The sequence below is a fragment of the Microcoleus sp. FACHB-672 genome (assembly GCF_014695725.1).
Classification (GTDB): Bacteria; Cyanobacteriota; Cyanobacteriia; order Cyanobacteriales; family Oscillatoriaceae; genus FACHB-68.
This window is the reverse complement of record NZ_JACJOU010000023.1, coordinates 84,417-100,438: the sequence shown is the minus strand read 5'-3', so window position 1 is coordinate 100,438 and position 16,022 is coordinate 84,417. Positions and strand designations below refer to the sequence as shown.

Below are 16,022 nucleotides of genomic sequence, written 5' to 3'. Positions count from 1 at the left end.
CCTAATCCCGGCTTCAATCTCCAATGTTCATAACTTACTAACAGCTTCTCGGGGGTTGTTGATTGCCGGCGTTGATGCGATTAAACCCCTTCAGATTCAACAATGCGCTCCTATACCGAATCTTATTGCCCATTTTTTGACCTCGACGAACATCCAAATTTCTCGCCAGATCCCACTTCACAAATTGTTCGCCGGTGCTAATCACTGTTTCCTTCGCATTGAAAGGTGGCTCAGAAGTTTCTACAGCTTGGCCGGCAACAGTATTTCCGTTTACTTTGCCGTCAATGCAAATTGTGTTTCCTGAGTCAATTTGATTGTAGTAGCCAACAATTTGATTTCCTTTCTTACGGAATAAAAAGTAAAAGCCTCCCGCTTTCACTAATTCTTGGTCACTCACAACTTTTGACGAGAGTTGAGCGGTAACATAGCGATAATTTCCATCCGGGAGAGTTCCAACAGGAGAACTATTATTGGGTGCCTTTGCCGGATCAAAATCATTGAGTAGAGTCAGATACCTTTGTAAATCTTCCGTGCGTTCTTTCGTCAGTTTTTCAAAGCATCCATTCCGAAATATTGGATATTCCCGTCCATCTGGGGAAGCAGGGATTTCAAAACCGCAACTGCTATCGCGAAACTTAATCCATGTATTCTCCACCTCGATGAGACGGTCTTTTTGCTCCCCACTTACCACCGCAAGAACTTTTTGATAAACCTCATTTAACTGTTTATCTGCGGCTTGATAAGACTGAGTAGAACAAGCTATCAAATCTTGCGTAGTTGTGGCATTTTTGCAATCAACATTTTGGGCAATGATGTCCCCTGATGCCGCAATGCTTAAACTTGCTAAGAATGATAAGAGTGCAATGACTGCCAGAATGGCGGAAGTTCGGAATTTTCTAAGCATAGTTTTCTCTATTTTTCAAGATTATGATAATTTTTGATCATCACCTTTTCATTAGCGTTGCACTCACCTCAAGCAAAAAATTAGTGCAATAGCTCTGATTTTGCCAAGGAAAAGGTGGAAGTTAACTGAGGACGAGCAATACCTAAACTGCCAAATTGACAGCATCTCACGATTCTTTTGGCTCGTTTAATAGGTTTTGTTGCTTTTTAATATTTTCCCCTTTTGTCAAAAGGTTTAAAGTTTTCGGCAGATTCGTGCCGCCTCGAAAAGATAGATACTCTTCTAAACTAGCAGTGCGTCGCCTCGTCAGTCGTTCAAGGCATTGGAGGAGTGCAGTTCCATATCCTGTTGAGGTTCGGTAAAGATAAGTTTCAAAGTTGCAGCTGCCGTCTCGCAATTTAATCCAAGTTTGCTGAATCTCAGTGAGTTGATTTTTTTTATCGGGGCTTAAGGTTAAAATGACTTGCTGATAAATCTCATTTAAACGTTTGTCTGCGGCTTCATAAGACAAGCCGGCGCAATATTTGAGTTCGACTTCTGAGGTGGGTTTAGAGCAATCGATGTTTTCCGGTGCCGCTAGGCTAGGAGTAGAGAGGACTGATAAAAGCACAATTGCGATTAGAATAACGGAAATTATCTGTTTTGTGAGTACAGCTATCCGACGGCTATCAAGTTTTGAGATATTCTTAAGCATTTCTTCTCCTTTAGTGTTACACCGGCAGCGAAATCGCTTACCTGGGTTTAGGCGCTCTGGTATTACGCTCTCTGCGTCTCACCTCAATTAAACATGATAAATTTGGTAATTTTTATAAGATTTATTAAAACTTTAAAGCCTCAACAGACACAGGGCAAAGTCAAAGATTTATAATGTTACAGATCAAAAGTGACTTGGGTTAGGGTACGACAAAGCCGGCAGGACGCTAGATAGGGAGTTACCTGAGTTAAACTGGAGAGAATAAAGAGCCGGTATCAAATCCCCCTCGATCTTTAACTTTATTTAAACTTTCTTAAAAGCCGGCTCCCACTAAACACGCATTTGCCGTTTAAAATAATTGCCATAGATAACCCTGAAAGAAAATTGAGGGAATATGTTAATAACAAAACGGCTTTTAGGTGTGGTATCCTTATCATCACTGTTTTTGTTTAGCCTACAGTCCTACACAACAGCACAGTGGCAAGATGAACAAGGTATACCTGACGGTTTAATCGAACAAGCCATTTCTGAAAATGCTTCCGGTGAGGTTGAACCTGATAAAACTACCATCGAAACGGTGCGCCAACCGGGTCAACAAGTACCACTCTATCTTATTGAATTCAAAAGTGCGAATCTTTGTGGTGCGACAGGATGCCTTCATGTGGGGTATATTCCTGCCGGCCAAACTTTTCAGCGAGTCTTGGGAGTCTATCTAACGGAATCTAATATCACAGCATCTAACCAGGTACAAAATGGACTGCCTTGCCTCAATTTTCCGGTTCCACCTGATGCTGTGGCAACCTGGTGCTATGACGGATCTAAATACGCACTTTCAAGGTAATTAGTTGCCAGTTGAGCACTGACTGTAGCGGTTGCAATGGGATGAAATTAGATAATGCCGGTTTTGCCGCTGAAACCTTAATCTGAGCAATTACGATCCTTATCCCCCTACTAAAAACCGCTATCGAGTTTGCGGGTATTCTTGTATTCTTGCTATAGTTTGCTAGACTCGTCTTACCACTGGTGCATTCAGGGTTCATTCTGCATATTAATTCTTGCAACCTATAGCATCAACCCTATTTAAGAATAGAGTTGCATCAATTATTAATTCCTAAAAGTTACTTTGCTTAAAACGAGCAATCGCTTGAAGTTATGTTATTTACAACTTACCAATTTTTAGTATTTTTCTTTATAACTTTTATAATTGCAATTTTCTTAAAAAGACAAGTTGTTGCGTATAAAATATTTTTACTTGTAACAAATCTAATCTTTTATTCATTTTGGGATTTTTCTTTTTTAGCGTTGCTAGTGACGACTACAATAGTTAATTATTTGCTTATTCAAACTCTATTTGTAACTAACGACAAACAGATATTTTTAATAATGGGCTTGACTTTTAATGTTGGATTTTTAGGAATTTTTAAATACTACAATTTCTTTACAGACACTTTGTTCAATCTTTTAAATACCCTTCATATTCAATCAAATTTACAATTATTACAAATAATCGCTCCCGTTGGCGTCTCATTCTATACTTTTAGAATAATATCCCATTTAACAGATTGCTACAATCAAAAAATTGATTGCCCTAGTTTTATCGACTATGCCGTTTATATTACCTATTTTCCTCAAATTGCTTCAGGCCCAATTGCCAGAGCAAAAGATTTTTATCTTCAACTTAATGCTTCTGATAAATATGATTATCAAATTGAAGAGGCTATGACTTTAATTTTATCAGGATTATTTAAGAAATACACTTTATCTAGTTTTTTATTTAATTTTACTCAACTTCCTTTCCTCTCGCCTCAGCAATATTCCAGCATCGATCTGATCTTGGCAGCAATTTCCTATTCTTGCTTAATTTATGTAGATTTTAGCGGCTATTCAGATTTAGCAAATGGAATTTCCTGTTTGCTGGGGTTTAAACCTATCCCAAACTTTAATATGCCTTACCGCGCTTTAAGCCTGCAAGAATTTTGGAGAAGATGGCATATCAGTCTTTCTGAATGGTTGAGAGATTATGTCTATATTCCTTTAGGAGGTAACAAAAATGGTAAGTTTAGTAAATATATAAATTTGTTGTTGACAATGCTAATCGGTGGGTTTTGGCATGGTGCCGGTTTAAATTTTATTGTTTGGGGGGCGATTCATGGCTTAGGATTAATTGTGAATCATCTGTGGCAAGATTTGTCAAAATTTGTTTGCTTTACTAAAATTCCTTTTCTTTCTTCACTTGCTCCATTTTTTTACTGGGTTATCACATTTTGCTTTATCACCTATAGCTGGGTATTTTTTAATAGTAGCAGTTCTGAAAGCGCTATGATTTTTCTATCTAGCATTCTTCACTCAGAAGTTAACACCTTTCAATTTAATTTTTGGCAGTTATATTTAGCTATTGCAATTGTTGCCCTAATCAACTTTTACGGAAATCAGTTAAATAAGCTATTTTTAACCGTACTTTCAGTTAGAAGCTTACTCTTTCAAGTTGTTTTAGTTTCCCTGCTTGTATATTCTATTCTAATGCTAGGTCCAAACACGGTTCCACCTTTTATTTACTTTAATTTTTAAAATCCATGAAAGATCACGATTTTTTACTGATTGTTACTTCAGTTACTTTAGTTTTGATCCTTTCTAACTTGACTTTATTTATAAAAAGCTTAGCGTCCAGTAAATTTGCCAGTCCTCAGCTTAAACAAGCCGCCGAACATTTAAAAATCGAGAGTTATAGAAAAAATGAACAAGCGTTTTGGAGCAAAATAAAAGAAGTTAATACTGATCAAATTAATACAACTTCAGAAACTGTAGTCGTAGAAAAACCGCCAGAATACAAACCCAAACAAGTCCCAAATAATAAGCCTAAACAAACAATAAAAAAACCAAATAAGCAGCAAAAAATCTCAAAAAGTAAAGTAGAAAAACCTTATTCTCGCTTTTTAGTTGTGGGAGACTCGATAGTGCTTGATGTTGGAGTTCAACTCCAATCCACTCTGCAAAAATCTTATAAAATCAGTCATATAAAAATTGACTATAAAATTTCTACCGGCTTAAATAGAATAGATTATTACGACTGGTATGCTAGAACGAACCAACTAATCAATGCTTATAAACCCGATGTGCTTGTGGTTATGTTTGGCGGAAATGACGATCAAGACATCACAGACTTTCAGGGTAAATATAGACGCATCCTTACAACTGAATGGAAACAAGCCTATCGAGAAAGAGTAGAGAAGTATGCAAAATTAGTTTCCTCACCCCCAGTCAGAAAAGTTTACTGGATTGGGCAACCCATTTCTAGCAAGCCTCGTTATAGCAAATTTTTCTTAATTTTTAATGAAATTTATAGGGAAGTAAGTAAAAATTATCCTAAAATTGAATATATTTCTTCTTGGGAAAAGTTTTCTGTTGGTGGTAAGTTTGCTCCAATCCTTGCAGACAAATCGGGTAAGCGAGGATATGTAAAAGCCAATGATGGCGTGCATCTGACTCCACATGGCGCTAAAATCTTAAGCAGTCTTGTTATGGAGAAAATGCTTCAAGACAAAATTTTGAAAACCTCTAAAAAAAAGCCAGTAGTTCCTAAACTGAAACCAACTATGGAAAAAGTGAACTAAAGAAGAAGTGGATAGTTGAACGTGCGCCGGCTTTAACTACTTTCCCTTTAAAAAACCGTTAAAATATGACAAATTTCGATTAAGGGAAAACCCACTCTTTACCCCGGCTTGCCCTTAATCGCACAAAAAACGATTAGAAACTTCAACCGTTCAATTTAGATACCACCTTCGTCACATTTTCACCCAACTTCTCAATAGAAGCTTGTTGTTGGAGATCTTTCAATGTTCCATCTGCATTAAACGCTTCATGAATCTTGGGAATCGCCACTTGATCGGGAAGCACAATAACTTTAATATTGCCAAGAAGCGAACGTAGAGAAACTAACCCACGTAAACCTCCTAATCCTCCCGGTGAAGCACTCATAATTGCTGCAACTTTATCCGAAAAACAAGCAAGCATCGGTTCATCTGGAGAAGCTGGACGCGAAGCCCAATCAATGGCATTTTTTAAAACTGCAGAAAATGAACTATTGTACTCCGGAGAAGCAATTAAAAAGCCCTGGTGCGCCATCATCAATTCTTTTAATTTCAGAGCATTTTGAGGCAGTCCTTCTTGAGCTTCTAAATCCCCATCATAAAGGGGCATGGGGAAATCGCGCAAATCCAAATAAGTTACCTCAGCGCCGGCAGATCGCGCTCCTTGTGCAGCAACCTTCACCAGCTTTTTATTGTAAGAATCCATCCGGGTGCTGCCGGCAAATGCTAAAATTTTTGGCGAGTAAGTCATAGATCAGTCCGTTTAGATTGTGATGAGTAAAACGGTCAATGCAGCTCAGTTCTTAACAAAATATTACACTGTTTTTATGTTAATCGGCAGCAGCGAGTTAAGAGGAAACAACCGGCAGTGAATAAATTGAAAAGCCGGCTGAATCCATTAAAGCGCTTGCTACCGATCAATGACAGGTATATTTTTTGCCGGCAATACATTAACTATGCCAAGTCAAACAACAGAATTTCTGAGGCTGTATTCGCCATGACAACCACACGATTTTCCTCACTAATTGCCGCAGCATCACCGGCACTGAGAGACAAACCGTTCACCGTAATTTCACCCTGCGCCACCTGTACCCAAATGTGCCGGTTTGGGCTAAGTTCATGAACAACCTTTTCCCCAGCATCAAGCACACTCGCATACAACTTGGCATCTTGATGAACCGTCACAGAACCATCCTGCCCTCCTGGGGATGCAATCAAACGCAACTGATTCCGCTTTTCTGCGGTTGAGTAGGTTTTTTGCTCATAACTTGGGGGTAAATTTTTTTGATCTGGCACGATCCAGATTTGCAGCAAATGCACCTGTTCGGTTTTAGAAGGGTTGTATTCGCTGTGAGTTACGCCAGTACCGGCACTCATTTTTTGCACCTCACCCGGACGAATAATTGAGCCGGTTCCCAAACTATCTTTGTGTTCTAGCGCCCCTTCCAACACATAAGTAATAATTTCCATGTCTCTGTGGGGATGCGTGCCAAAACCCTTAGCCGGTTGCACCCAATCTTCGTTAATCACTCGTAAAGCCCTAAATCCCATGTTATTGGGATCGTAATAATTTGCGAATGAAAACGAGTGATAAGAATCCAGCCAGCCGTGATTTGCGTGTCCCCGTTCTTCAGATTTCCGTAGTGTAATCACTGTCGCCTCCTAATGATTTAAATGTCTCTTCAAGAGTGCCGGCACAGAAGCACCGCCCCTACAGCCTGGTTACGAGTTTCGTGAGAATTTACTTTCGCCGGCCCCTCATTTCTTCTAACCACTCAACCTCAACAGATCGCTAACTTAAAGTTGAGTGTTGACACCGTTACAAAAACGAGAATTTGCCCTAATTCTGCGCTGGTTTATTCATAAATTATCCTCAAATATTCATCGCAGGTTTTAGGTTGTATTTATAACTTTCCTTGCCCCTGCTTTCTTCTATATACACTGTAAAATAAGTACAGCTTTAATGTAAAGAATGCACTTTAAAGTAAGATACTACCCAAAAAGATACTAAGGAGCGAAAACATGGAAAGCCGCGCTCACAGCGAGAAACCCACCTGTGCAGTGGAAACCGCCCTCAAAGTCATTGGGGGACGCTGGAAAGTTTTAATTATTCGAGAATTATTTCAAGGAGTCAAACGCTTCGGGGAATTACATCGCGCAATGCACGGCATCACCCAGAAGATGCTCACTCAGCAGTTGCGAGAGATGGAACAAGACGGCATCGTTCACCGGCAAGTTTATTTACAAGTCCCCCCCAAGGTAGAATACTCCCTCACACCCCTAGGAGAATCACTCAAACCCGTTCTCAACTCAATCCACGAATGGGGCATTCAATATGAAGAAGGCAAAACAGACCATTTTGCAGAATAAACCACTAGCCAATTTATCTCAAACACCAACAGTTAATCCATCTGCGTTTATCTGTGGACGCAGGTGAAACTGGAATCTGCTACGCTCGTCATTCAAGTTTCACCTGCGGAATCTGCGGTAAAAAAAATCCGGTGTGACATTTTTATTCGACTGCTACTCACACCCCGTAACGTAGTTGGAAGAGTGTGTTCTTACAAAGAGGAAGTTGCCGGTTCAAGCTCAACCGATAATATGGAGTCTGAGCGCGATCATGCCCCCAAGCACCACCAATCCCAGCGCCTGACGGAAGTAGTTAACCCCATCAAACAACTCCTGCCACGCCCAGGTGAACAAAGCACCGAACGCCACTAAATCAAATCCTGTCTGGAGATTGCCGCCGGGGAGGACAAGTTGAAGTAGGCTAGCTGCCAACCCTACTAGAAGCGGCAGATTGGGCATCTGAGCAATGACAATGTTGCCCTCACTGTCTCGAAAAGTGCGATCAAACAAGGTGGTTCCCTGTACCTTAACCTCTGCTGAATCAGGGTTCAATTGGGACGACATCTACTCTGCCTCAATGCGACTAAACCCAAATTTTAGAGCGGTTCCGTTTACTTGGGGACTCACTTAAGTTAGAGATTGGGGTAAATCTAGGGTTTGTGCGACTAGGGTTGCGATAGAAGAATTAGCCAAAAATCAACGACACGTCGGGGAGATTTCTGGAGATGTATCGGGGGATAGTTCATGCTCAGCGCAGGCAAGCCGGTCTTTGAGGAAGGGCGGCTTGCCTGCGCCTTTTATTGACGGAACTCTTCCAGCTCTGAGGTGCTGGGAGGTTCATCAGGGCAGAATTCAACGGCTATTTTGATCCTTATTTTTCCTAGAATCCACCGAGAGCTGCCCATTTTCAATAGCCGGCCTTTTACACCGTCAGTCGTCCACTGTGGATTCCCCGTGAGGTTTCTTACTACATAATCAGACACAAGCTTTGAAAGATCACTTGTTATGTACACCTTATCTGGATTGTTGTTAGAAAGTCTGATTTTTTCTTCTATGGAGAAAACGTGATCACCTTCATCTATCGGTTCAAATGGCATTGCTGTTCCTTATGTAAGGGATAGGGGCTTGCCGACGCGACAACCTGCGAAGTCATCCAATATTATTTCACTTGATTAAATGCTAGGTCACAACTGACTTTTCATCAGCCCTGAATTGTTCTCGCCCAAAGACGACAAGCCGACCTGTGAGGAAGTGGGGTTATTGACGGAACTCTTCTAACTCGGAGGTAGGAGAGGGTTCGGGTTCATCAGGGCAGAATTCAATAATTATTCTGAACCTCATCCTTCCTGTGACCCATTGCAGATTTCCTAATTTTAGGAGTCTAACTTTTACTCCTTCTGCCATCCACTGCGGGCCTGTGTAATTGCTTAAGACTTCATTAAAACGCGCAAATAAATCTGGTGTTATTAAAAGTGTTCTGGCGAAGCGTTGAATAAGTTGCTTGGCGTCTTCTCCCCCTTCTATCGAAACGACATTTTCAGCATCATCTAATGGTTCAAATGGCATTGCTGTTCCTCATAAGGGATAGGGGCTTGGGGCTGTCACCCGCGAAGCCATATAAAATTATCCCCCTTGATGTCGGGTTCATCTTAAAAATTATCTCAAACACCAACAGTTAACCCATCTGCGTTTATCTGCGTTCATCTTTGTTCATCTGTGTATGCCTGCGGCACGCTGCGCTATCATCTGTGGTTAAAAAATCCCCTCCCAACCATCTGTGCCACCAACAGTTAACCCATCTGCGTTTATCTGCGTGCATCTGCGGTTAAAAAAAACCCCCCTCCCCGCACCCGGAGAGGAGGTTACAGAACCAGATTCCTAAATCTCAGCCACAGCGCGTTCAATTAAGCGACGCGCCAAAGTTTGAGTGCCGGTGTGTTCGTAATAGTTGGTACTCACGTCGAGAAACGCACCGAGATAGTCCAACTTATCATTAGAAATTTCAACAAATCGTTGCAAATTGCTAACCACCTTATCTGGCGTCAAACCGCGAGAAGAAACAAACCCACTCATCCAGCCGGTGACGGAATTAAAACTCTCGCCAATAAAGCCCAACTTGCTAGCGGAATTATTTCCGGGGATCAAATCATTAACATCCCGGAATGTCTGATTTTCTTCTAACTCTGCCGGCTTCATCCCAGAAATAGCTGATTGTGCTTGCAGGATAAAATCAGGGCCGAGAGGAACTAAACCATCAATGCAAACTAAAGCAGCCATCCGCATTAAAGACTCGCCACTGTAGTCAGCCAAGGATGCTACAAAATCTCCAATACTGTCGCCAGGAATACCGTTGATTTGACAAAAAGCCACCAATTCAACGACCAGCTTAATAGTCAAGTCAATCGCTTGCGCTTTATTTGCTTTCGGAGTGACTCGGTTTAACAAACCTAATAAGGGAATTTTTTCACCGACTTTATTAGCCAGCGCCGCTGCACCTAAAGCTCTATCCGTTCTGTCAACCGTTTGGTAAAGCCACATCGCCCGCTGATAGCCTTGTGACTTATCGTTGTAAAGAAAAATCGCACGTTCACCAATTTGTTGAATCAAATCTTCGTCAGTTTCACCAGTAACTTTCCTGATGGTATTCGTAAAACCGACAACATTTTCCCACTGACCGGGCACGGCAAAATCAAGCGATTTTAGGACAAACGTAGTCATGTTGCTGGTTGGCAACTCATCAACCAATTCAAAAATCGGTTTGCTCATTTTTAGCTCCTTGTTTGAGTTTTGTAAGCGAAGCAAAGTCAGGGTTAGAAATAGGAGAAAATTGTTAGTGCAGTTAAACAACTGGCAACTAACCACTAACACCTAAAATTACTTGACTCGGGAGAGTCCGCTGAGGTTAAATTTTTGCAGCCAAGCTTCGCGATCTTGCGGTGTAAAAGAGGGATCGCGGGATTGCACCTTGACTTGGTAACGACCTCCGACAAGAAGGGCCGTGATGTTATTCCCCTGGTTGACCGCAGGATAGCCGGCTATGGTTTTGCTGGGTTGCTGGAATTTCTGAGCGGCAGTGGGGTTATTGGCCAGGTCATTAATAGACAGCATGGCAACATTTTTGCCACCTTGGTTCAACTTATACTCAGCAAAGCCGGTTTTTTCCTGAGCCGGCACAGTGCTATAGCCAGCGCTGCCTTTGGGGAAGAATTTGTTGAAGTTGCCACCTGTTACAGGTTTGCCGGCGACAGGTTGGCCAGGGGCAGCCCCATCTCTGGGCTGCTGCGGGCGTTGCTTCTGCGTGCTGGTTTGTTGGGCCGCGTCCCAGCGAGAGGGCGCTTTGGCTTCAGTGCAAGCCGTCACCAGCAGCAAAACACACAGTAGCAAGGGCGCTAAAATTCTATGCAAACGAGAAAAAATCATCGCAGGCTCCTTTGATTCTGTTCTTTTAGGTGGCTCCAGTGTTGGAGCGTGGTTGCGAATCATACTGCTATCATTAAAGCGATTTTCCAGATGAGTGATCGGCTCTGCTCGTTAATCTCTCTCTCTAGAAGCATTCAACTGCTCTCAAACCGAGTGCCGGCCCACTTGAGCTAGGATTTTCTTAACACTATTCGCCGCTCAGGGTTTGCCGATGCGATATCCCGCACATCTTCTAGTCTGTGCCTCTAGCCCTGAGCCACTCAGTTTCTGGCTTGGCAATTAAACGCCTCTAGAGCGTGCACTACACCGGCCATCGTGTCTGAGCCAGCGCTGATGCCGGCCCTCTCTCCGTTAATCGGCAATTCTTTCAGAGTGCAGTTATTGTACATACACGTGATCTCAACCGGCACCGTTTAACTCCCAAATTACCACCTTTTATTTAAATAACCGATTGCCTATTAATCACGACTGATTGTTAAACATAAATAGATAAAAATTAATACAATTCGCACGCTTGCTGCCGCAGAACCCAGAGGAGGCATGATAGTGGCAGGCAGCAGCATACTCAATCTCCCACTCCCCATATAGACTGAGTCAAGCACTTTCCCCGCCAACCGGGTATAGATTACAGACAATGCGTATTTTAATTTATTCCTACAACTACCACCCAGAGCCAATCGGCATCGCCCCCCTGATGACCGAACTGGCAGAAGGTTTAGTGGCGCGAGGCCATCAACTGCGCGTCGTCACCGGGATGCCCAACTATCCGGAACGCCGAATCTACCAAGGCTACCAAGGCCGGTGGTACATGACCGAACGCAGAAACGATGTCACCATCCAGCGCAGCACCCTGTGGATTCGTGGGCCGCATCCTAACCTGGTTGACCGGATATTGCTGGATGCCAGCTTTGTCTGTACCAGCATGGTACACGCCCTCAAAAGTTGGCCGCCGGAAGTCATCTTAGCGACTGTGCCACCCCTGCCCATTGGCTTGCCGGCAAGTATGCTGGGGTGGATTCGCCAGTGTCCTGTCGTGCTTAATGTTCAAGACATTCTGCCAGAAGCCGCCGTCCACGTGGGTTTGCTCAAAAACAAAGCGATGATTGGCGTCTTTGAATCCCTGGAAAAATTTGCCTACCACAACGCACACACGATCAGCGTGATTGCGGATGGATTTGTGGATAATTTGCTCCAGAAGGGAGTGCCGGCCAGTAAAATTGTCAAAATTTCCAACTGGGTTGATGTTAATTTCATCCGCCCGATGCCCAAAGAAGACAACCCCTTCCGCGCCGCCCATCAGCTCAACAACAAATTTGTGGTGCTCTACTCCGGCAATATAGGACTCACCCAAGGCTTAGAAACCGTTATTGAGGCATCCGTCCGCTTGCGCCACATTCCAGAGATTGCCTTTGTGATTGTGGGAGAACCCAGCGCCATTCATGAATTGCGCGATTATCGCAAAGCCTGTGGTGCGCCTCCCGTTTTGCTCTTGCCATTTCAAGACCGCGAACATTTGCCGGATCTTCTGGCAGGGGCTGATGTGGCTTTAGTCTTGCAAAAGCATAATGTGATTTCCTTCAATATGCCGTCCAAGATTCCCCTGCATCTTGCGAGTGGTCGCCCGATCGTGGCCTCGGTTCCCGCCACCGGCACTGCGGCAAAAGCCGTTAAGGAAAGCGGTGGCGGCATCGTCGTGCCTCCAGAAGACGCAGAGGCATTGGCAGCGGCCATTCTAGATTTGTACAAGAATCCCGATAAAGCTGAAGCGTTCGGTCGTCAAGGCCGGCAGTACGCCATCGAGCATTATGGATTTGAGCAAGCTTTAGATCGCTATGAAGCGTTGTTTGAGGCCGTAAAAGCCAGCACCGGCAAATAGGGAATGGCAGATGACAAGCGCAATAGGGGCGGACAGTTGAAGGTCAAACTGGCAAGCAGCGTCCGAAGTTGCCAAGTTATTTCGGCCTTTGACCTTCACGGGGAAAATCGGGTGCAACTCTATCGCAAATCTGCTGAATCGTGGCGAGCCGGTGGGACGCGGGCCGGCAGAAAAAATACGTTAAAATACTTAAATTGCTGTTGCTGGTTTTTGAAGCAGGGCAAATACTCTCCGAGAAATTTTGGCTAAAATGAAAGAAAAATATACAAATATCCTGTATTAACAGCTTTACCTTCACCCTTGTCATTAATGAGCTTAAGGAGTTATCCAATGTGATGCGAGATCGGGTTTTAGCCTGGTTAGCAGATAACGTTCCCCCACCTCGCCTGAGACATATTCTGGGCGTGGAAGCAATGGCGGTCGAGCTAGCCGATCATCACGGTCTTGATGCCGAAAAAGCAGCGCAAGCCGGTTTAATGCACGATCTGGCGAAATATTTTAAGCCCCAAAAACTGTTGGGGATGGCGCGGGAAGAAGGATTGGAGATAGACTCAGTCTTAGAAGCCAATCCGCATTTGCTCCATGCTGATGTCAGTGCCATTGTCGCGAGGGATCAGTTTGAGGTGCGGGACGCGGAAGTCTTGCAAGCTATCCGCAACCACACATTAGGCCGGCCGGCGATGAGTTTGCTTTGTTGTGCGGTGTTTGTCGCTGATAGTTTAGAACCCAGTCGTGGGGACACGGCGGAATTGAACGCCATGCGGCAAGTGAGCCGGCAAAATCTCTATCAAGCAGTTTGGCGAACCAGCGATTATTCGCTAGGATTCTTGTTAGAAACCCGTCAGATGATTCACCCCCGAACCATACTGACCCGAAACTGGGCTTTGCAACTGACAGCCCTTCAAGGGCAGAAAGTCACAAGCCCTGAAAATCGCTGCATTTCTGCATAATTTGTGTGGGCAAATAAGGCAGAATAGAATGTTTAAATCGCTCGGCCCGCTTTCACCAAATTATTTAGGGATGTTATTAACATCAAGCATGAATTTACCACAGATAGTGATTTTGGAGATTTAATGTCAGATTATTCCAAAGTCGATTTAGTCAACACCGGCACGCTCAACTCAGATACCAGTCGAGCCATTGCCATGACGGCTGCCCAGGGGGCGGATGACCGCAAAGCTGGGGATATTGTTTTGCTGGGAGTGGCAGAAGTGTCTTACCTAGCAGATTATTTTGTCATGGCCACCGGCTTTTCCAGGGTGCAGGTACGGGCAATTTCCCAGTCTGTTCAAGACAAGATAGAAATCGAGTGGCAGCGCCTTCCCTTGCGTGTTGAAGGGCAAGCAGAGGGCAGCTGGGTGCTACTAGACTACGGCGAAGTGATTGTTCACGTCTTGATGGCGAAAGAACGAGAATTTTACAATCTAGAGGCTTTTTGGGGCCACGCCGAACGGATAGAATTTTCAGCAGCCGGCCCAGGGAGAGAGTAGCGCCATGAAGGATACTTCTGTGTCTGTATGTCCCGTCCCCGACGAACAGCAACCGCTCAATGAGTATCAAGAGCTGAAAGAGTCTTGGTTTTTTCGCTGGGGCATCAGCGATCTGCGGGGTTATCTAACCGGGATCGCCTGGGTATGGGGCATCAGCTGGGCAATTTCAGGGCCGGTAGCGGCATCGAGTTTTGTCCCAAAGAAGTATCTTGGCCAATTTATCCTCAGCGGGGCAGCCGGTGCCAGTTTAATTCTGGCACTGGTGCTGCTGCGGCTGTATTTAGGCTGGTGGTATGTGCGAAATCGCCTGCTGGATTCTACCGTTGTGTATGAAGAGTCCGGGTGGTATGACGGTCAGTGCTGGCAAAAAACCCCGGAAATGCTGCTGCGAGACCGGCTCGTTGTCGCCCACCAAATTCAACCGATTTTAGGCCGGCTCCATCGCACATTCGGAGTTTTAGCACTCGCAATCGTTGTCGGTAGCCTAACTTGGCAATTTTTAAGTTTTAAGTTTTGAATGAATTCTTAATTCTTGATTCTTAATTCTTAATTGATAATTTTCCTGTCCCCTCAAGTGATAAAGTCTAACCCATGACAATGGGAAAACGAACTCAAGCCGCACAACTGGAAGTCAGACTGTTGCGGGAAGGCATTATTGAATCGAAGCATCAAGTCCAGGCCGTCGTATGTGACAGCCGGGGGCGTGTCTTATCTGTGGCCGGCAATGCGGAAACTGCCGCCTTTGTACGTTCGGCCCTTAAGCCGTTTCAAGCCCTAGCGGTACTCACAACCGGCACCCTCGAACGCTTCGGCTTAACTGACAAAGACTTGGCGATTATCTGTAGCTCTCACAAAGGGACTATTGAGCAATCGCGGCAAGCTTTTAACATCCTCTGGCGAGCGGATGTTGATCCGTCTGCGCTGCAGTGCCCGATTCCAGAAGGTAAACGCAGCCGGTTGGAATACAACTGCTCAGGCAAACACGCCGGGATGCTTGCAGTCAGCCGGCAGCGAAATTGGCCGCTCACCTCTTATTTGCAGCGCAACCATCCTGTGCAGCAGCTGATTTTGACGAAAGTTGCCGAACTGCTGCGGATGCCGGCAGCCGAATTTATCAGCGCACGAGATGACTGCGGCGCACCCACCTATTTTATGCAGCTGGCGCAAATGGCGTCCCTGTACGCTCAGTTGGCGTCTGGCAGCAGTTTGGATATGGAGCGCATTGTCCGCGCCATGACGCATCATCCAGTCATGGTGGCGGGAGAGGGTGAATTTGATACCCAACTGATGCGCTTGAGTGAGGGAGAGTTGGTGAGTAAATCTGGCGCTGAAGGAATTCAGTGTATCGGCAGAGTGGGCGAAGGCATGGGTTTGGCGATCAAGGCAATCGACGGTGCTAAGCGGGCGAAATATGCCGTCGCGATTCACTTACTCAAGCAAATGGGTTGGATTACTCCTTCGATGGCGGAAATGCTTTCGGAGAGTTACACAAGTCTGAACGACTTTATGCGTTTGGATGTCGTTGGGGAACTCTCTATGCTTTAGGTGTAGAAACGTTTGTTCCACCTGAGAGTAAGGGCATCGCATTCGGGAACTGATTGTACCGAATATGATGCCCTTACTTTTTGGAAAGGTTGATTTTTTTGATTTATTAACCGCAGATAAACATAGCGGAAAGATAAGTTCCTATCCCTCAATATCA

At 44.4% G+C, this 16,022-nt stretch carries 20 protein-coding genes; 10 read left to right on the top strand and 10 right to left on the bottom strand.

From position 1 onward, the window contains the following. Nucleotides 1-37 precede the first annotated feature (37 nt). Together H6F56_RS19340 and H6F56_RS19335 are read right to left on the bottom strand one after the other, a co-directional pair. The gene (locus tag H6F56_RS19340; RefSeq protein ID WP_190671406.1) at nucleotides 38-904 is read right to left on the bottom strand and encodes a lysozyme inhibitor LprI family protein; all 867 of its coding nucleotides are present in this window, start codon (nucleotides 902-904) and stop codon (nucleotides 38-40) included. A 166-nt stretch (nucleotides 905-1,070) separates the two neighbouring features. Continuing rightward, entirely contained in the window at nucleotides 1,071-1,598 is a 528-nt protein-coding gene (locus tag H6F56_RS19335) for a lysozyme inhibitor LprI family protein (RefSeq protein ID WP_190671404.1), read from the bottom strand. Between the two features lie 394 nt (nucleotides 1,599-1,992). Here H6F56_RS19335 and H6F56_RS19330 point away from each other — a divergent pair, with 394 nt between their 5' ends. From H6F56_RS19330 to H6F56_RS19320, 3 genes are all read left to right on the top strand, one after another. Then, nucleotides 1,993-2,439, top strand: coding sequence for a hypothetical protein (locus tag H6F56_RS19330; protein WP_190671401.1), 447 nt, complete (start codon nucleotides 1,993-1,995; stop codon nucleotides 2,437-2,439). A gap of 311 nt (nucleotides 2,440-2,750) precedes the next feature. After that, nucleotides 2,751-4,166 carry an MBOAT family O-acyltransferase gene (locus tag H6F56_RS19325; protein ID WP_190671399.1) on the top strand — a complete coding sequence of 472 codons (1,416 nt, stop codon included), beginning with the start codon at nucleotides 2,751-2,753 and terminating at the stop codon, nucleotides 4,164-4,166. 5 nt (nucleotides 4,167-4,171) lie between these two features. Beyond that, entirely contained in the window at nucleotides 4,172-5,209 is a 1,038-nt protein-coding gene (locus H6F56_RS19320) for a DUF459 domain-containing protein (RefSeq protein ID WP_190671397.1), read from the top strand. Nucleotides 5,210-5,351: 142 nt separating this feature from the next. Here H6F56_RS19320 and H6F56_RS19315 read toward each other — a convergent pair whose 3' ends face one another. Both H6F56_RS19315 and H6F56_RS19310 read right to left on the bottom strand, forming a co-directional pair. Continuing rightward, nucleotides 5,352-5,936: an NADPH-dependent FMN reductase gene (locus H6F56_RS19315; protein WP_190671395.1), complete on the bottom strand. Its 585-nt coding sequence runs from the start codon at nucleotides 5,934-5,936 to the stop codon at nucleotides 5,352-5,354. Between the two features lie 203 nt (nucleotides 5,937-6,139). Then, nucleotides 6,140-6,838, bottom strand: a complete 699-nt coding sequence (locus H6F56_RS19310) for a pirin family protein (protein WP_190671393.1) — start codon at nucleotides 6,836-6,838, stop codon at nucleotides 6,140-6,142. A 369-nt stretch (nucleotides 6,839-7,207) separates the two neighbouring features. On the opposite strand from H6F56_RS19310, the gene H6F56_RS19305 reads away from it, so the two are divergent. Beyond that, nucleotides 7,208-7,555: a winged helix-turn-helix transcriptional regulator gene (locus H6F56_RS19305; RefSeq protein ID WP_190671390.1), complete on the top strand. Its 348-nt coding sequence runs from the start codon at nucleotides 7,208-7,210 to the stop codon at nucleotides 7,553-7,555. A gap of 219 nt (nucleotides 7,556-7,774) precedes the next feature. Here the strand turns inward: H6F56_RS19305 and H6F56_RS19300 are convergent, their stop codons facing one another. The 6 genes from H6F56_RS19300 to H6F56_RS19275 form a co-directional block, all read right to left on the bottom strand. Further along, nucleotides 7,775-8,098 carry a hypothetical protein gene (locus H6F56_RS19300; RefSeq protein ID WP_190671388.1) on the bottom strand — a complete coding sequence of 108 codons (324 nt, stop codon included), beginning with the start codon at nucleotides 8,096-8,098 and terminating at the stop codon, nucleotides 7,775-7,777. Nucleotides 8,099-8,331: 233 nt separating this feature from the next. Continuing rightward, nucleotides 8,332-8,631 (bottom strand): KGK domain-containing protein, encoded by a 300-nt coding sequence (locus H6F56_RS19295; protein WP_190671385.1) that lies wholly within the window; start codon nucleotides 8,629-8,631, stop codon nucleotides 8,332-8,334. A gap of 160 nt (nucleotides 8,632-8,791) precedes the next feature. Continuing rightward, entirely contained in the window at nucleotides 8,792-9,100 is a 309-nt protein-coding gene (locus H6F56_RS19290; protein ID WP_190671383.1) for a KGK domain-containing protein, read from the bottom strand. A gap of 312 nt (nucleotides 9,101-9,412) precedes the next feature. Then, nucleotides 9,413-10,300 (bottom strand): hypothetical protein, encoded by an 888-nt coding sequence (locus H6F56_RS19285; RefSeq protein ID WP_190671381.1) that lies wholly within the window; start codon nucleotides 10,298-10,300, stop codon nucleotides 9,413-9,415. Nucleotides 10,301-10,408: 108 nt separating this feature from the next. Further along, nucleotides 10,409-10,954: a hypothetical protein gene (locus H6F56_RS19280; protein WP_190671379.1), complete on the bottom strand. Its 546-nt coding sequence runs from the start codon at nucleotides 10,952-10,954 to the stop codon at nucleotides 10,409-10,411. 260 nt (nucleotides 10,955-11,214) lie between these two features. Next, nucleotides 11,215-11,364, bottom strand: a complete 150-nt coding sequence (locus H6F56_RS19275; RefSeq protein WP_190671377.1) for a hypothetical protein — start codon at nucleotides 11,362-11,364, stop codon at nucleotides 11,215-11,217. Nucleotides 11,365-11,588: 224 nt separating this feature from the next. Between H6F56_RS19275 and H6F56_RS19270 the strand changes: the two genes are divergently transcribed. From H6F56_RS19270 to H6F56_RS19245, 6 genes are all read left to right on the top strand, one after another. After that, nucleotides 11,589-12,830, top strand: a complete 1,242-nt coding sequence (locus H6F56_RS19270) for a glycosyltransferase family 4 protein (protein ID WP_190671375.1) — start codon at nucleotides 11,589-11,591, stop codon at nucleotides 12,828-12,830. Between the two features lie 3 nt (nucleotides 12,831-12,833). Then, on the top strand, nucleotides 12,834-13,079 hold the full coding sequence (locus H6F56_RS19265; protein WP_190671374.1) for a hypothetical protein: 246 nt from the start codon (nucleotides 12,834-12,836) through the stop codon (nucleotides 13,077-13,079). A gap of 86 nt (nucleotides 13,080-13,165) precedes the next feature. Then, the gene (yqeK, locus tag H6F56_RS19260) at nucleotides 13,166-13,780 is read left to right on the top strand and encodes a bis(5'-nucleosyl)-tetraphosphatase (symmetrical) YqeK (RefSeq protein WP_190671372.1); all 615 of its coding nucleotides are present in this window, start codon (nucleotides 13,166-13,168) and stop codon (nucleotides 13,778-13,780) included. A 123-nt stretch (nucleotides 13,781-13,903) separates the two neighbouring features. Continuing rightward, on the top strand, nucleotides 13,904-14,320 hold the full coding sequence (gene rsfS / locus H6F56_RS19255; protein ID WP_190671370.1) for a ribosome silencing factor: 417 nt from the start codon (nucleotides 13,904-13,906) through the stop codon (nucleotides 14,318-14,320). Between the two features lie 4 nt (nucleotides 14,321-14,324). Continuing rightward, a complete protein-coding gene (locus tag H6F56_RS19250; RefSeq protein WP_190671368.1) occupies nucleotides 14,325-14,837 on the top strand; it encodes a CGLD27 family protein in 513 nt (170 codons plus the stop codon). Nucleotides 14,838-14,911: 74 nt separating this feature from the next. Beyond that, nucleotides 14,912-15,865, top strand: coding sequence for an asparaginase (locus tag H6F56_RS19245; RefSeq protein WP_190671366.1), 954 nt, complete (start codon nucleotides 14,912-14,914; stop codon nucleotides 15,863-15,865). Nucleotides 15,866-16,022 lie beyond the last annotated feature (157 nt).

Excerpts from the sequence above, each read along its gene's own strand:
- H6F56_RS19270 (WP_190671375.1), top strand. The coding sequence starts at position 11,589 with ATGCGTATTTTAATTTATTCCTACAACTACCACCCAGAGCCAATCGGC.
- H6F56_RS19250 (WP_190671368.1), top strand. The coding sequence starts at position 14,325 with ATGAAGGATACTTCTGTGTCTGTATGTCCCGTCCCCGACGAACAGCAA.
- H6F56_RS19335 (WP_190671404.1), bottom strand. The coding sequence starts at position 1,598 with ATGCTTAAGAATATCTCAAAACTTGATAGCCGTCGGATAGCTGTACTC.
- H6F56_RS19330 (WP_190671401.1), top strand. The coding sequence starts at position 1,993 with ATGTTAATAACAAAACGGCTTTTAGGTGTGGTATCCTTATCATCACTG.
- H6F56_RS19305 (WP_190671390.1), top strand. The coding sequence starts at position 7,208 with ATGGAAAGCCGCGCTCACAGCGAGAAACCCACCTGTGCAGTGGAAACC.
- H6F56_RS19290 (WP_190671383.1), bottom strand. The coding sequence starts at position 9,100 with ATGCCATTTGAACCATTAGATGATGCTGAAAATGTCGTTTCGATAGAA.
- H6F56_RS19315 (WP_190671395.1), bottom strand. The coding sequence starts at position 5,936 with ATGACTTACTCGCCAAAAATTTTAGCATTTGCCGGCAGCACCCGGATG.
- H6F56_RS19245 (WP_190671366.1), top strand. The coding sequence starts at position 14,912 with ATGACAATGGGAAAACGAACTCAAGCCGCACAACTGGAAGTCAGACTG.
- H6F56_RS19320 (WP_190671397.1), top strand. The coding sequence starts at position 4,172 with ATGAAAGATCACGATTTTTTACTGATTGTTACTTCAGTTACTTTAGTT.
- rsfS (WP_190671370.1), top strand. The coding sequence starts at position 13,904 with ATGTCAGATTATTCCAAAGTCGATTTAGTCAACACCGGCACGCTCAAC.
- H6F56_RS19280 (WP_190671379.1), bottom strand. The coding sequence starts at position 10,954 with ATGATTTTTTCTCGTTTGCATAGAATTTTAGCGCCCTTGCTACTGTGT.
- H6F56_RS19265 (WP_190671374.1), top strand. The coding sequence starts at position 12,834 with ATGGCAGATGACAAGCGCAATAGGGGCGGACAGTTGAAGGTCAAACTG.
- H6F56_RS19340 (WP_190671406.1), bottom strand. The coding sequence starts at position 904 with ATGCTTAGAAAATTCCGAACTTCCGCCATTCTGGCAGTCATTGCACTC.
- yqeK (WP_190671372.1), top strand. The coding sequence starts at position 13,166 with ATGCGAGATCGGGTTTTAGCCTGGTTAGCAGATAACGTTCCCCCACCT.
- H6F56_RS19295 (WP_190671385.1), bottom strand. The coding sequence starts at position 8,631 with ATGCCATTTGAACCGATAGATGAAGGTGATCACGTTTTCTCCATAGAA.
- H6F56_RS19285 (WP_190671381.1), bottom strand. The coding sequence starts at position 10,300 with ATGAGCAAACCGATTTTTGAATTGGTTGATGAGTTGCCAACCAGCAAC.
- H6F56_RS19325 (WP_190671399.1), top strand. The coding sequence starts at position 2,751 with ATGTTATTTACAACTTACCAATTTTTAGTATTTTTCTTTATAACTTTT.
- H6F56_RS19300 (WP_190671388.1), bottom strand. The coding sequence starts at position 8,098 with ATGTCGTCCCAATTGAACCCTGATTCAGCAGAGGTTAAGGTACAGGGA.